Origin of the sequence: Alitibacter langaaensis DSM 22999, assembly GCF_003096995.1 — a bacterium.
GTDB lineage: Bacteria > Pseudomonadota > Gammaproteobacteria > Enterobacterales > Pasteurellaceae > Exercitatus > Exercitatus langaaensis.
This window is the reverse complement of the sequence record NZ_QENU01000009.1, coordinates 63,536-77,701: the sequence shown is the minus strand read 5'-3', so window position 1 is coordinate 77,701 and position 14,166 is coordinate 63,536. Positions and strand designations below refer to the sequence as shown.

Annotated in this window: 14 protein-coding genes and 1 pseudogene; 7 read left to right on the top strand and 8 right to left on the bottom strand. The window is 38.6% G+C overall.

Going from position 1 to position 14,166, the window contains the following annotated elements; translation table 11 throughout:
* Positions 1-76, top strand: a pseudogene (locus tag C8D76_RS07055) (IS1595 family transposase); the annotation flags it as partial.
* 90 nt (positions 77-166) lie between these two features.
* Here the strand turns inward: C8D76_RS07055 and purU are convergent.
* On the bottom strand, positions 167-1,006 hold the full coding sequence (gene purU, locus C8D76_RS07050; protein WP_116632086.1) for a formyltetrahydrofolate deformylase: 840 nt from the start codon (positions 1,004-1,006) through the stop codon (positions 167-169).
* Positions 1,007-1,075: 69 nt separating this feature from the next.
* The gene (locus tag C8D76_RS07045) at positions 1,076-1,471 is read right to left on the bottom strand and encodes an H-NS histone family protein (protein ID WP_116632085.1); all 396 of its coding nucleotides are present in this window, start codon (positions 1,469-1,471) and stop codon (positions 1,076-1,078) included.
* Between the two features lie 221 nt (positions 1,472-1,692).
* Here C8D76_RS07045 and C8D76_RS07040 point away from each other — a divergent pair, with 221 nt between their 5' ends.
* The 4 genes from C8D76_RS07040 (at position 1,693) to C8D76_RS07025 (ending at position 7,288) form a co-directional block, all read left to right on the top strand.
* Positions 1,693-3,219 carry a Na+/H+ antiporter NhaC family protein gene (locus C8D76_RS07040; RefSeq protein WP_116632084.1) on the top strand — a complete coding sequence of 509 codons (1,527 nt, stop codon included), beginning with the start codon at positions 1,693-1,695 and terminating at the stop codon, positions 3,217-3,219.
* 245 nt (positions 3,220-3,464) lie between these two features.
* Positions 3,465-5,180, top strand: a complete 1,716-nt coding sequence (locus C8D76_RS07035; RefSeq protein ID WP_116632083.1) for an acetolactate synthase 3 large subunit — start codon at positions 3,465-3,467, stop codon at positions 5,178-5,180.
* 13 nt (positions 5,181-5,193) lie between these two features.
* Entirely contained in the window at positions 5,194-5,685 is a 492-nt protein-coding gene (ilvN, locus tag C8D76_RS07030; protein ID WP_116632082.1) for an acetolactate synthase small subunit, read from the top strand.
* A 46-nt stretch (positions 5,686-5,731) separates the two neighbouring features.
* Positions 5,732-7,288, top strand: a complete 1,557-nt coding sequence (locus C8D76_RS07025; RefSeq protein WP_116632081.1) for a phosphoethanolamine transferase family protein — start codon at positions 5,732-5,734, stop codon at positions 7,286-7,288.
* 88 nt (positions 7,289-7,376) lie between these two features.
* Here the strand turns inward: C8D76_RS07025 and uspE are convergent, their stop codons facing one another.
* From uspE to C8D76_RS06995, 6 genes are all read right to left on the bottom strand, one after another.
* A complete protein-coding gene (gene uspE / locus C8D76_RS07020; RefSeq protein WP_116632080.1) occupies positions 7,377-8,303 on the bottom strand; it encodes a universal stress protein UspE in 927 nt (308 codons plus the stop codon).
* Positions 8,304-8,458: 155 nt separating this feature from the next.
* Complete coding sequence (locus tag C8D76_RS07015) at positions 8,459-9,238, bottom strand: FNR family transcription factor (RefSeq protein ID WP_116632079.1); 780 nt, start codon at positions 9,236-9,238, stop codon at positions 8,459-8,461.
* Between the two features lie 324 nt (positions 9,239-9,562).
* Positions 9,563-10,060 carry a non-heme ferritin gene (gene ftnA, locus C8D76_RS07010; protein ID WP_116632078.1) on the bottom strand — a complete coding sequence of 166 codons (498 nt, stop codon included), beginning with the start codon at positions 10,058-10,060 and terminating at the stop codon, positions 9,563-9,565.
* A gap of 15 nt (positions 10,061-10,075) precedes the next feature.
* Complete coding sequence (ftnA, locus tag C8D76_RS07005; protein WP_116632077.1) at positions 10,076-10,561, bottom strand: non-heme ferritin; 486 nt, start codon at positions 10,559-10,561, stop codon at positions 10,076-10,078.
* A gap of 193 nt (positions 10,562-10,754) precedes the next feature.
* On the bottom strand, positions 10,755-11,171 hold the full coding sequence (locus tag C8D76_RS07000; protein ID WP_116632076.1) for an EamA family transporter: 417 nt from the start codon (positions 11,169-11,171) through the stop codon (positions 10,755-10,757).
* 56 nt (positions 11,172-11,227) lie between these two features.
* Positions 11,228-12,406 (bottom strand): MFS transporter, encoded by a 1,179-nt coding sequence (locus C8D76_RS06995; RefSeq protein ID WP_116632075.1) that lies wholly within the window; start codon positions 12,404-12,406, stop codon positions 11,228-11,230.
* 166 nt (positions 12,407-12,572) lie between these two features.
* Here C8D76_RS06995 and dapD point away from each other — a divergent pair, with 166 nt between their 5' ends.
* Positions 12,573-13,400, top strand: coding sequence for a 2,3,4,5-tetrahydropyridine-2,6-dicarboxylate N-succinyltransferase (dapD, locus tag C8D76_RS06990; RefSeq protein ID WP_116632074.1), 828 nt, complete (start codon positions 12,573-12,575; stop codon positions 13,398-13,400).
* Between the two features lie 190 nt (positions 13,401-13,590).
* Complete coding sequence (locus C8D76_RS06985; protein ID WP_116632090.1) at positions 13,591-14,139, top strand: histone H1 family protein; 549 nt, start codon at positions 13,591-13,593, stop codon at positions 14,137-14,139.
* Positions 14,140-14,166: the final 27 nt, after the last annotated feature.

Sequence of the window (14,166 nt, the reverse complement as noted above, 5' to 3'; positions counted from 1 at the left end):
GGAATGTGAATTTCGGTTTAACTTTGGAACACCCAAAATGCAGCTAAAAACATTGCGAAAATGGTGTGAAATTTAGGGCTAATCTACGTCAGCCCCAAAGTTTTAATAAAAATTTCGATAAAAAGCCCCAAAATAGGAGAGCAGACGCTCTCCTTTCTTTTGATTGTTAAAAAACAATGGTTTTATTTTGATACACAAAGATGCGATCGTGTAATGCCAGATCTAAAGCACGGCTGAGAACGGTTTTTTCAACATCTCGCCCCGCTTTCATCATGGCTTCGGCAGAGTAAGTATGATCCACATCAATGACTCTTTGCATAATAATTGGGCCTTCATCAAGTTCATTATTAATGAAATGAGCGGTGGCACCAATAATTTTTACCCCACGTTCATAGGCGCGTTTATATGGATTAGCACCGATAAAAGCAGGCAAGAACGAATGATGAATATTAATCACGCGGTTCGGATAGCGCGCAACAAATTCAGGGTTCAACACACGCATATATTTGGCTAATATAATGAGATCAGGATGATATTGATCAATCGTTTGCGCCAATAATTTATCGTGTTCTACACGGCTTAATCCTTCGTGGCTAACGTGATGAAATGGCAAATCAAAACGTTCAACTAAAGAGCGCAAATTATCATGATTGCCAATCACAGCAGCAATTTCAACATCTAACCCGCCATAATAGGTTTTCATTAAAATATCGCCAAGGCAATGGGCTTCTTTGGTGACTAAAATAACAATTCTTTTTTTACGATCCGCATTAATTAAATGATAATTCGCGCCTTCTGGCAGACTGAATTTTAAATCAGCGAGCAGGGTTTCTTCATTAAAAATGCCTTGTAATTCAGTGCGCATAAAGAAATGTTTCGTTTCAAAATCAACAAACTCATTATTATGAAGAATATTTAATTGGTGCTTATAACAGATATTGGTAATTTTCGCGATTAAACCTTTATCATCAGGGCAATCGGTGAGTAAAATTTTATTCTGGAACATAGGCGTAAAGTATTTGAGTGAATAAAAATAAAACCCATAATCAGATTATGGGTTTTAAATAGATAGGGATTAAATAGCAAATGACGCTAAGGTTTTGCCCGCATTTAATGCGTTTTGAATAGCGCGTGGTGTGCGGCCTTGTCCTGTCCAAGTTTTGGTTTCGCCATTTTCATCAACATATTTATATTTAGGTGGCAATGGCTGACGAGGTTTGCGTTCTTTTTTAGGTTCAGCGTCTAAGACTAATTCATTTAATGAAATACCTTGCGCTTTTAATTCTTCTTTATATTTTGCAATTAATTCTTGGCGCGCTTTTTCTTGCGCAATCATTTCTGCTTCTGCTTCACGTTTTTCTGTGATCACTTGCTGTAATTTCTCAAGCGCTTGTTCCGCTTGCTCTAATCCTAATTCGTTTACTGCGGCACGAAGGCTGCGAAGGTTATTTAAATTTTTAGCTAAAGACATTTTCATCTCCTGTTTTTAATATAAAATAAATCGGGATTAATAATAGAAGAAATAATATTTAATGTAAATTATTTATTTAAAATTTCTCATTTTTCTTTAAAACTTATCGTAAGTGCGGTTAATTTTTTACTAATTTTGGAATTAGTCATGCAATTTTTGATTGGAAAAATAGCAATATTATTGTAATCTTCTCATCCTATTTATTTTTAACAGGTAAACCTATGGAATTAGTTGATTTTTCTTCATCTGTGTGGTCGATTTTGCCACCTTTACTTGCCCTCGGTTTGGCAATTTTAACGCGTAAAGTATTACTTTCTCTGAGCGTGGGTATCATTGTTGGTACATTAATGTTAAGTGACGGTAGTGTTGTTACGGCGGTAAATTATTTATTAGATCGTGTGGTGTCTCTCGTGTATAGCGTGGAAGACGGCGCACTAAACGATAGCAATGTAAATATTATTATCTTCTTATTATTGCTCGGTATTTTGACCGCACTTTTAAGCGTTTCAGGCAGCAATCAGGCTTTTGCAGAATGGGCGCAAAAACGTATTAAAGAGCGCCGCGGCGCTAAATTAATGGCGGCGTGCTTAGTGTTCGTTACCTTTATCGATGATTATTTTCATAGCCTTGCGGTGGGCGCTATTGCACGCCCTGTCACCGATAAATTTCATGTTTCACGCGCAAAATTAGCTTATATTTTAGACTCAACAGCCGCGCCTATGTGTGTGATGATGCCAGTTTCTAGCTGGGGTGCTTATATTATGACGCTCATAGCAGGGCTTTTAGCAGAACATGCCATTTCGGGTTATTCTCCATTCAGCGCATTTATGACCATGAGTGCGATGAACTTTTATGCGATTTTCTCTATGATTATGGTGTTTGCCGTCGCTTATTTCACCATTGATATTGGACCGATGGCTCGCCATGAGAAATTAGCCCTAGAACAGGCTGATAGCACAGAAAACCTTGAAGTTAGCCAAGGTCATGTTCGCAATCTTATCTTCCCAATTGTTGCCTTAATTATTGGCACGGTAGTGATGATGATGTACACAGGGAATCAAGCGCTCGCAGCGGACGGCAAAGCATTTAGCGTATTAGGAGCGTTTGAAAATACAACAGTAGGGATTTCTTTAGTCGTTGGTGGCATAAGTGCGGTCATTGTTTCAACAATTTTAATTGTGCTAGCTCGCAATGTTTCTATGGCAGATTATATGAAATCTTATGCCGTTGGTATGAAATCAATGCTAGGCGCGATTGCTATTTTATTCTTTGCTTGGACGATTAATAAAGTCGTGGGCGATATGCAAACAGGTAAATATCTTTCAACCTTGATCTCTGGCAATTTGAATGCCGCGTTCTTGCCTGCATTATTGTTCTTGCTTGGTGCGGTGATGGCATTTTCAACGGGAACAAGTTGGGGGACTTTCGGCATTATGCTGCCAATCGCCGCAGCGATTGCCGTGAATGCAGCACCTGATTTACTGCTTCCATGCTTATCTGCTGTAATGGCAGGGGCGGTGTGCGGGGACCACTGTTCGCCGGTGTCTGATACCACGATTTTGTCTTCTACGGGGGCGAAATGTAATCATATGGATCACGTTACCACGCAATTACCTTATGCGCTTATTGTTGCGTTGGCGACAACATTGGGCTATTTAGTGTTAGGTTTCACAAAATCGGGAATTTTAGGATTTGTTACCACAGGTATTGTCATTTTAGGGGCAATCTTAGCGACTAAAAATAGGTAGTGGCGTGATCTAGATCACAAAAATACATAAAAATAAAATTTTGTATATTTTATAAAATGCGGCATAAAGTCGCATTTTTTTTGTTTTTTGCAAGATTATTTTTATTTAAAACTAGAAATTAAGTATTTTTCAGTTTTATATTCTTTATTTATTGGTGTTAATGAATGAAGAAAGCCATAGACAATCTATCTTGAATCGGTAAACTAGCGGCATCAATCATTTTTTATAAGTAAATGGAGAGCAATATGAAAAAACTATCTGGTGCAGAAATGGTGGTGCAATCCTTGAGTGATCAAGGCGTTAAATATGTATTTGGTTATCCAGGTGGTTCAGTGTTAGATATCTATGATGCGATTCACACCCTTGGCGGTATCGAACACGTGCTGGTTCGCCATGAACAAGCTGCAATTCATATGGCAGATGGCTATGCACGTTCAACAGGTCAAGTTGGCTGTGCTTTGGTTACATCAGGCCCAGGGGCAACCAATGCATTAACAGGGATTTTAACAGCTTATACGGATTCAGTTCCTTTGGTTGTGTTAACAGGTCAGGTGATGTCTCATTTAATTGGTACGGATGCTTTCCAAGAATGTGACACCATTGGCTTAACACGTCCAATCGTAAAACATAGCTTTATTGTTCAGCGTCCTGAAGATATTCCGTCAATTATCAAAAAAGCCTTTTATATTGCTTCAACAGGTCGCCCAGGCCCTGTGGTGATTGATATTCCAAAAGATATGGTAAATCCAGCTAATAAATATCCTTATGAATATCCAACAGAAGTGTCAATGCGTTCTTATAACCCAAATGTACAAGGGCATAAAGGGCAAATTAAAAAAGCACTAAAAGCATTATTAGTGGCGAAAAAGCCCGTTCTTTTTGTTGGCGGCGGGGTGATTATTGGTAATAGTAGTGAAAAAGTAACGCAGTTGGCGAAGCAACTTAATCTTCCTGTGACATCGTCACTAATGGGGTTGGGTGCTTTCCCAGGCACAGATAAGCAATTTTTAGGGATGCTTGGTATGCATGGCACCTTTGAAGCCAATACAGCAATGCATAATGCGGATCTGATTTTAGGCATCGGCGTGCGTTTTGATGATCGCACAACAAATAATTTGGCAAAATATTGCCCGAATGCCAAAGTGATTCATATCGATATTGATCCAACATCCATTTCCAAAAATGTGAAAGCGGATATTCCTATTGTTGGTAGCGTTGATAATGTTTTAACAGAATTTTTATCGCTATTAGAAGATGACAACTTGGTGAAATCGCAATCTGATTTAACAGAGTGGTGGAAACAAATTGAACAATGGAAAGCAAAAAATTGTTTGGAATTTGACCGCACTTCAAAAGAGATCAAACCACAAGCGGTGATTGAAGCGATTTATCGTTTGACCAACGGCGATGCTTATGTAGCGTCAGATGTCGGGCAACATCAAATGTTTGCCGCATTGCATCATCCATTTGACAAACCACGTCGTTGGATCAGCTCTGGTGGCGCAGGCACGATGGGGTTTGGCTTTCCTGCTGCGATAGGCGCGAAATTTGCCCATCCAGAAAGCACAGTGGTTTGTGTTACGGGAGACGGTTCGATTCAAATGAACATTCAAGAGCTTTCCACAGCCACACAATATAATACGCCAATCGTGATTGTGAGCCTCAATAATCGTTTCTTAGGCATGGTAAAACAGTGGCAAGATTTGATCTATTCAGGACGCCATTCACAGGTGTATATGAATTCGTTACCGAATTTTGCCAAATTGGCGGAAGCCTATGGGCATGTGGGAATTCAAATTGATACCGCTGATGAACTAGAAGAAAAACTCGCTCAGGCCTTTGCCATAAAAAATAAATTAGTGTTTGTTGATGTGCGTGTTGATGCCACTGAAAATGTATACCCAATGCAAATTCGTGGCGGCGCAATGAATGAAATGTTGTTAGGCAAACCAGAAGCATAAGGAGAACTATAAAATGCGTAGAATTTTATCTGTATTATTAGAGAACGAATCAGGTGCATTATCTCGTGTGGTTGCCTTATTCTCTCAACGAGCGTTTAACATCGAAAGTTTAACGGTAGCACCGACTGACGATCCCACATTATCACGTATGACCATCGAAGCATCGGGCGATGAGCAAGTGCTAGAACAAATTGAAAAGCAGTTACACAAATTAGTGGATGTATTTAAAGTAATGAGCTTAAGCGATTGCGAGCACGTTGAACGTGAAGTGATGCTCTTAAAAGTGCGTGCAACAGGAGCGGGGCGTGATGAAATTAAACGCCTTACAGATATTTACCGCGGGCAAATTGTTGACGTTACTCCAAAATCCTATACAATCCAGCTGACAGGATCTACGGATAAATTAGACGCCTTTGTTAACGCCGTAAAAGAAGAAACGAACATTCTTGAAATTGTGCGTTCCGGCTTAATCAGTTTATCTCGTGGAGAGAAAAATATTTTGTAATAAACGCATAAAGGGGATTGTTATCCCCTTTGATTAGGACTATTTTATGAAGCGAGAGCTAGGAACCAAAAAATTCTCAATCGTATTCTATTTACTCTTACTAATATATTCAGTCATCTCGCATTTAGCACTAGGCTACCCACCTAATATTTATGCCATTCTAGGCAATTTTCTTATCTTATTAATGGCATATCGCTTATCAAAATTTTTGTTTTGTGCAATTTTGCTGATCCACAGTTTGATTTGTACAGCCTATATTCCCGAAGCTATTTTTTACGGTTCGCCATCTATTGGCATCATAGCTTCATTATTGGAAACGAATAGCCAAGAAAGTTGGGAATATTTGCAGTCTTTGCCGCTTTATAGCTATGCAATCTGCATTATATTTTTACTTTTCTCATTGGGTGTGATGATTTTCTCGATGAAAATTAACCGCACTTTATTTCAGAAAAAGTACCTTATCGTTTTTTTATTATTAACTGTTATAGCAACAGTTTACAAGCCGTGGAGTAACGAGAGAAAAGGTAAAGGCTTTTATTTGCCAGATACGCGTGTATCCTTAGTTGGTTTCTATCTCATCAATTATCAGCTTATAAAAGGCTACCATGCAGAAAAAGATAAAATCAATTTAATGAAAAATATTCCTGCCACATGGCAAATTGAATCAGCGCAGCCAAGCTATCAAAATTATGTTTTGGTGATTGGTGAAAGTATGCGCCAAGATTATTTATCAATGTATGGTTATCCGCATAATACAACGCCATTTTTAGCGAGTACGAATGGGGTGGTGCTCAATCATTACATATCTGCCGCGCCAAATACACAGACATCGCTACTCCGCACGCTCTATCACTACCAAGGCGAACAGACGCAATATCAAAACAATATTATTACATTGGCAAAATCAGCAGGGTTTAAAACCTATTGGTTTTCTAATCAAGGGATGACAGGCGGTTTTGATACCGTGGCTGCGCGAGTAGGCGCCACGGCAGATGAAGTTTATTTTACTAAACATTTCTCAGATAGCTCAATTAACATCAACGATCGAAAATTATTGCCGATTTTTGCTGAAAAACTGCAACAACCGAGCGATAAACCACGTTTGTTCGTATTATATTTGATGGGGTCACATCCTGAATTCTGTCAGCGTCTGACTGAAAAACCGAGCTTTGATTTTATCAATAAAAATCTCTCTTGTTACTTAGAAAGCCTAAAACAAACAGACTCATTATTGAAACAGATAGTTCATCAACTTCAATTACGCGGAGAAAGTTATAGCTTAATTTATTTTTCTGATCACGGCTTATCACATACGGATAAAGATAGCTCAAGTGTGAATTTACGAGTTGGTTCAGAACATAAAGAAAATTATCAAGTTCCGTTTATTAAGATTTCGAGTGATGACAAGGAACGCATTACATTAAATGCTTCCCGTTCTGCCTTTAATTTTATTTATGGATTTGCGCAGTGGTTGAATGTTAAGGAAAAATCGCTTGATAACGGCTACCAATTCTTTTCTGAGAACAATGATAAAATCAAAGTGTTTAATTGGCATAATGATATAGATTTTGAGCCATTAGCTTCAGATCCAGCTTTGCAATAATAATTAACAAAAAGTGCGGTCAAAAATTTTAAAAATTTTGACCGCACTTTTACTATAAGTATTTTTACTGCGATTATTCTGGCTATGATTACTCAGTTTTCGGTGGTTTGATCGGCAGTAAATTGCATTTTAATCGACTGATCACATGCTCTGCGGTGTTGCCTAATAGTGCGGCGGACAAACCTGTACGCCCTACTGTGCCGAGAACAACGAGTTCTGCGCCTAATTCTTCAGCAACATCAGGAATGACATCTTCAGGGAAACCTTCGCGAACATGGGTATGATCTTCATCAATACCAAATTTTTGGCGTAATGCTTTCATATTAAGCAAATGCTGCCCACGAATGCCATTGACGTATTCTTTGGTATGGAATTCAGGGAGATCAATCGCCATATTGATTGGGGTCGGCGGATAAGCGCTGACCAGATGAATATTGCCGCGATCAAGGGTATCTGCGAGATCGGTACTTAACTCAACTAAATATTGGTTAAATTCTTCGTGGTATTCTTCATCCCCCGAAACATTCACGGCAACAAGAATACGGCGTTGATGTTTCCAGTCACCATCGCGCACCATTAACATTGGTACTGGGCATTTGCGAAGCAATTGCCAATCCATTGGGGTGAACAGTAGTGAACTTAAGGTTTCTTCTTCCTTCGTGTATTTCACGACTAAATCATAATCGTGCTGAACAAATTCTTCTACAATAGCCTCAGCCTCATTGCTATTCCACACAACAACGGAATGGAATTCAATGTTAGGATCCGCATATTTTTCTAAATACGGTTGAATTTCTTGGCGGCGTTGCGCCACGACACCCTTGTGCATTTCTTCGCGTTCTTCAGAAGAAAGCAAGGCTGACATTTCATAGGATAAATCGTAAGTCGCCAAGAAAAGCGTGATTTTAACTGGTTTATCACTTTTTTGTTCGTTTGCTAGGCGCACTGCACGAGCCAATGCGTATTGTTTTTCGTTTTCAGGATTAAGAACGACGAGAATATTATTAAACTTCATAATGACCTCCGCGTATGTTGTGTTGTGATTAGCATAGTGCAGATGTAAGGTAATGACAAGGAGAAGAGTGTAAAAATGTGATATAGAACAAGTTTATAGCAGAAAAACGCCATAGTTTTGATTCTATGGCGGTTTATTTTTATCATTTATTTAGGTTATACAAATTGGATTTTCGTGCGATGTGAACCTGATAATTCATAAAGCCGTTCTAAATCATTAATGATGATGTATTTGCCTTGTACAGATAAAATATCTAATTTTTGGAATCTGCCGAGTAAGCGACTAATCGTTTCAACAGTTAAGCCAAGATAATTGCCAATGTCGCCACGAGTCATGGTTAAGCGGAATTCTTTAGCAGAGAATCCCCGTGCGCCATAACGTTTAGAAAGATTATAAATAAAGGCAGCTAAACGTTCTTCCGCATTCATTTTCGATAGCAATAAGATCATTTCTTGATCGACTTGAATTTCATTGCTCATTAAACGCATCATTTGTTGGCGTAATTTCGGCATTTTGCCAGTTAAATCGTCTAATATATCGAATGGAATTTCACAGACCATTGCGGTTTCTAAAGCCTGAGCAAAACTTGGGTGTTGCATATTGGTAATTGCATCGAAACCAACAAGATCGCCAGGTAGATGAAAGGCGGTAATTTGTTCTTCACCTGTTTCGCTAATGGTATAAGATTTTATGGTGCCAGAACGGATTGCATAAAGTGAGTTTAACGTATCACCAGCTTTGAAAAGCACTTGAGATTTATGAATCGGTTTTTTACGTTCAATGATATTATCTAATTGATCTAGTTCATGTTCATTGAGTGTGAAGGGGATGCAAAGTTGGCTAATACTGCAATCTTGACAGTGAATAGCGCAACCACCCGATTGGATACGGCGACCAGATTTTGATTCGTTAGTTGTGGCGGCTGTCTTTGTCATGAATTCCCTAATCCCTTTAAAAAAAGTGGATAAATTACAAAAAATTTAGGTAAAATTGATCTAACTCAAGAAATTTTATCATTAAATGAGTCAATTAAGAAGTAATAAATCAAGAAAGTGAGAAAATTATGCCCGCTGAAAAATTAACCCCAAAACGCCTTATCCAAATTATTATTATGCTGTTAATTTTGATCGCCGCCTTTGTATATCGGACTTATCAATAGCCGCTAGACGTTAAGGTTTAGACGGAATTGTAGCTGTATAAAATAATAAAAAAACTGACCGCACTTTTAAGGGCTAAGTCAGTTTTTTCTTTTATTTTAATTAATTGGCGGTGGCTAGCGCGGCTAAATCTTTGTCGATTAAGAATAAAGATTTGCCTTCTTCACCGAGAATTTTGAATTTATCTAGGATATTGCCAAATAATTTTTCTTCTTCGTGTTGTTCGACCACAAACCATTGTAAATGGTTAAATGCTGACCAATCTTTTTCAGCTAAAGTCGCAGAAACTAATTCATTGATTTTGCTGGTGATTAACTTTTCATGTTCAAAGGTTAATTCAAGCACTTGACGCAAAGACTGATATTGATGCGCTGGTGCTTCAATCGCTTCAATTTTGGCTTCTGCGCCAGTTTCATTTAAATAAGTGAATAATTTACGCATATGTTGCATTTCTTCTGCCGCATGTGCGCTTAAGAAACGAGCTGTGCCTAGATAGCCTTTTTGTTCGCACCATGCGCTCATTTGTAAATATAAGTTAGAAGAGTAGAACTCAAGGTTCATTTGTGCATTTAATAATTTGATGACATTTGCTGATAACATATTTACTCTCCTAAATTATAAAGTCGCTAAATCTTTGTCGATAAAATATAAAGAACGTCCGTCTTCGCCAAGAATATTAAATTTATCAATAATGCCAGAGAATAAGGTTTCTTCCTCGTGCTGTTCAGCCACATACCATTGCAAGAAGTTGAAGGTTGAATAGTCGTTGCTTTGGTAAGTAACGGCAACTAATTCGTTGATTTTTGACGTGACTAATTTTTCATGCGTTAATGTAGTTTCAAAGACTTCTTTTAATGAATTATATTCTGAACGCGGGGCTTCAATTTTGCCTAATATTGGCAAACCACCTGTTTCGCTCACATAGGTGAATAATTTTTGCATATGTTGCATTTCTTCATCAGCATGACGAAGCAAAAATGCTGCCGCACCTGTGTAGCCGTGTTTTTCGCACCATGCGCTCATTTGCAAATAAATATTTGATGAATAGAATTCTAAATTGATCTGTTCGTTCAATTTCTGGGTAATGGCTTGGTTTAGCATAAATGTTTCCTTTCCGTTTTAAAGATAATGAATTTACGGACGCTATTTTAACCTAAATTTAACAATCGTCAAGCAATGAAAATTCGTAAGTTATTAATTTCATTGTAAATTTTAATGCTAACTATTCTTGTTTCATTAACTGAGATGCGAATAATTAACAACAAAACTCAGATTTTAACGAGAATAATGTTGATTAAAATGCTAGCACTAAAACACCCGCTAAAATTAAGCTGGCGCCGAGTACCAATTTCATACTGATTGGCTCGCCCAACAGCAACACACCGAGAACAATAGCAATCACCACGCTTAATTTGTCAATAGGCGCAACCCAAGAGGCGGGGGCAAGTTGTAATGCGCGATAATAACAAAGCCATGATAGCCCTGTTGCAACTCCAGATAAAATCAGAAATGTGAGTGGTTTGGCGGCAATATGTTGTGGCAATTCCCATTCATTACGCGCGGTGATGATGCCGCCAATGACAAAAAAGATCACGATAGTGCGAATAAAGGTGGCGAGGTTGCTGTTCATGCCTTCCACCCCTAATTTGCCTAAAATAGCCGTTAATCCTGCAAAAAATGCCGAACCAACCGCAAAGATTACCCAGTTCATGACAGACTCCGTTAAATGTTAAAAAAGTAGAAAAATACATTCATTTTTGACCGCACTTATGCGGATTTTACTTGTGCAAAGCACAATGTGGCGATGATTAATATGCCAAAAGCAAGATAAAACACCGAGCTATAATGCCAGTGTTCAGCAATGATGCCTGCTAATGGTCCACTGACGATCCAGCTGCTTTTCGCCGCATTAGAAAATAGCGTGGTGGCAGATCCCATTTGCGTTGGCATAAGATCTTGAAAATAGACCATGCCAATCGTGGCGACAATGCCGATAATTATCGCGTTAAATAATTGTAATGCAATTAATTCCCAAGTTTTCTCCGCTATAAATAAGCCGAGATAAAACAGCAAACCCGCGCAAAGTGCGGTCAAAATTAGCGTTTTTTTGCTTAAGAATTTCGTGAGATAACCCGCAAGTAGCATAATGGGAATTTCCAAGCCTGCTGCTGTACCCATTAAAATGCCCGCTAAGCGTTCGGGTAAGTGCAATTCGTGAATTACATATAATGGCATATTAATCAAATACATACCATTGCAGCCCATCACCAAAAAACAAGTAATGAATAGATAAAAAATACTCTTTTTGTCGCTTTTAGTGCTGATATTTGTGGCGACGGATTTTTGTTGAGAACTACGTTGAATTTTAGGCAATAATAAAACAGAAATTAGCGCACATAACAAAAACGCAGACGCGGCGACTAAATACATATAATCAAAGCCCCAGCCAAGAGCAATGCTGAAAGATAGGGGCGGGCCAACAATCCAAGCTAGCGAAATTTGTGTTCGCATAATTGTGGTAAACATTACTGCTTCACGCCCTGATGATTCTGCGTATTCTCTGGCTAACGCAAAGGATTGCGGGTTGGAAGATGCGCCTAAGCCTAATAAAAATGTACCTAAAAAAGCAAGCACATAATAATTTCGGCTATAAGCAAAAATTAAGCAACCGCATACCACCACTAAACAACAGATCATCATGATTTTACGCCGATCGTCTAATTTATCTGAATAGCGAGCGAGAATTTGGCTAAGCGCAATGCCCATAACGGCATTAATGGAATAAAAAAGACCAATCAGAAAAGGAGAAACATGAATTTCTCGAGAAAGAAATAAACTTAAGGTTGGCAGCTGAAAAGAGGATGCGATACCTGTTAAAAATGCAATTAACAGAAAGGCAAAGGCAACGACATTAGCTTTTTGTTCTGAATGGGTAGGGCTTAGCATAAGTATAATCTAGTGATAATTAATGCGTACAGTATAACAAATTTGTATTAAAAATAGCCCAAAACCTGTTTTTCTGCGCACAGTTTTTCATAAAAACCGTGAATTTATTTTGCAAATATGATAAAACTAGGGCGAATTTTTATTTCACTTTAATATAGGAAAACATATGTCAAACTTACAAGCAATCATTGAAGAAGCTTTTGAACGCCGTGCAGATATCACGCCAAAAACCGTTGACGCCGCAACACGCACTGCAATTGAAGAAGTTATCGAGGGTTTAGATAACGGTAAATATCGTGTCGCTGAAAAAATTGATGGCGAGTGGGTAACACATCAATGGTTGAAAAAAGCAGTTTTGTTATCTTTCCGTATTAATGACAACGATATTATTGACGGTGCAGAAACAAAATATTACGACAAAGTGCCATTAAAATTTGCAGACTATACTGCAGAGCGTTTTCAACAAGAAGGCTTTCGTGTAGTGCCTTCAGCCACTGTGCGTAAAGGCGCATACATTTCTAAAAATACCGTATTAATGCCATCTTATGTAAACATTGGTGCGTATGTGGGCGAAGGGACGATGGTGGACACTTGGGCGACGGTGGGTTCATGTGCACAAATCGGTAAAAACGTGCATTTATCTGGTGGTGTAGGCATCGGCGGCGTGCTAGAACCATTACAAGCAAACCCAACTATCATCGGCGATAACTGCTTTATCGGCGCGCGTTCAGAAGTGGTTGAAGGCGTGATTGTCGAAGACGGTTGTGTTATTTCAATGGGCGTATTCATTGGTCAATCAACAAAAATTTATGACCGTGAAACTGGCGAAATCCATTATGGTCGTGTGCCTGCTGGTTCTGTGGTTGTTTCAGGCAGCTTGCCATCAAAAGACGGTAAATATAGCTTATATTGTGCAGTGATTGTGAAAAAAGTAGATGCTAAAACTTTAGGTAAAGTAGGCATCAATGAACTACTGCGCACAATCGATGAATAATTAAGCAATTGATTGATATTTTAAAAATCCCTCGAAACTATCGAGGGATTTGTTTGTCTAAAGCACCGCAAACTGCACTTGTTTTGTAAAGTTATGCAAATATTTTTGCATTCCGATAATAACCAGTTCAGAATAGCGCTCGTCGAGAAATTCGATGAATATTTTTATTAACATTTATTTAGGTGACAAAATGAAAAAATCATTATTAGCAGCATTAGTTCTAGGTTCAGCATTCACATTAGCAGCTTGCGATCAAGCAAAAGAAAAAGCCGCTGAAGTGAAAGAAGTTGCTGCACAAAAAGCAGATGAAGCAAAAGCAGCCGTTTCTGAAAAAGCAGATCAAGCTGTTGAAGCAGCGAAAGATGCAAAAGATGCAGTAGTGGACAAAGCTGTTGAAGTGAAAGACGCCACTGTAGAAAAAGCAACAGAATTAAAAGATGCAGCAGCTAACAAAGCCGCTGAAGTGAAAGATGCAGTAGCTGATAAAGCGACTGAAATAAAAGACGCAGTATCAGATAAAGCAACTGAAGCAAAAGATGCTGTATCAGATAAAGCAGCAGAAGTAAAAGATGCAGCAGCACAAAAAGCAGATGAAGCGAAAGAAGCCGCAGCTGAAGCAAAAGACGCAGCGAAAGAAGCCGCAGCTGAAGCAAAAGACGCAGCGAAAGAAAAAGCGGGTCAAGCAGCAGATGCAGTTTCAGAAAAAGTTGATGCAGTAAAAGAAGCTGTAACTAAATGATAAAATCATATCTTTGATTGATAAATC

What these genes read in the sequence shown, in the direction of transcription:
- purU (WP_116632086.1), bottom strand. Translation starts at nt 1,006, where the DNA reads ATGTTCCAGAATAAAATTTTACTCACCGATTGCCCTGATGATAAAGGT.
- C8D76_RS07045 (WP_116632085.1), bottom strand. Translation starts at nt 1,471, where the DNA reads ATGTCTTTAGCTAAAAATTTAAATAACCTTCGCAGCCTTCGTGCCGCA.
- C8D76_RS07040 (WP_116632084.1), top strand. Translation starts at nt 1,693, where the DNA reads ATGGAATTAGTTGATTTTTCTTCATCTGTGTGGTCGATTTTGCCACCT.
- C8D76_RS07035 (WP_116632083.1), top strand. Translation starts at nt 3,465, where the DNA reads ATGAAAAAACTATCTGGTGCAGAAATGGTGGTGCAATCCTTGAGTGAT.
- ilvN (WP_116632082.1), top strand. Translation starts at nt 5,194, where the DNA reads ATGCGTAGAATTTTATCTGTATTATTAGAGAACGAATCAGGTGCATTA.
- C8D76_RS07025 (WP_116632081.1), top strand. Translation starts at nt 5,732, where the DNA reads ATGAAGCGAGAGCTAGGAACCAAAAAATTCTCAATCGTATTCTATTTA.
- uspE (WP_116632080.1), bottom strand. Translation starts at nt 8,303, where the DNA reads ATGAAGTTTAATAATATTCTCGTCGTTCTTAATCCTGAAAACGAAAAA.
- C8D76_RS07015 (WP_116632079.1), bottom strand. Translation starts at nt 9,238, where the DNA reads ATGACAAAGACAGCCGCCACAACTAACGAATCAAAATCTGGTCGCCGT.
- ftnA (WP_116632078.1), bottom strand. Translation starts at nt 10,060, where the DNA reads ATGTTATCAGCAAATGTCATCAAATTATTAAATGCACAAATGAACCTT.
- ftnA (WP_116632077.1), bottom strand. Translation starts at nt 10,561, where the DNA reads ATGCTAAACCAAGCCATTACCCAGAAATTGAACGAACAGATCAATTTA.
- C8D76_RS07000 (WP_116632076.1), bottom strand. Translation starts at nt 11,171, where the DNA reads ATGAACTGGGTAATCTTTGCGGTTGGTTCGGCATTTTTTGCAGGATTA.
- C8D76_RS06995 (WP_116632075.1), bottom strand. Translation starts at nt 12,406, where the DNA reads ATGCTAAGCCCTACCCATTCAGAACAAAAAGCTAATGTCGTTGCCTTT.
- dapD (WP_116632074.1), top strand. Translation starts at nt 12,573, where the DNA reads ATGTCAAACTTACAAGCAATCATTGAAGAAGCTTTTGAACGCCGTGCA.
- C8D76_RS06985 (WP_116632090.1), top strand. Translation starts at nt 13,591, where the DNA reads ATGAAAAAATCATTATTAGCAGCATTAGTTCTAGGTTCAGCATTCACA.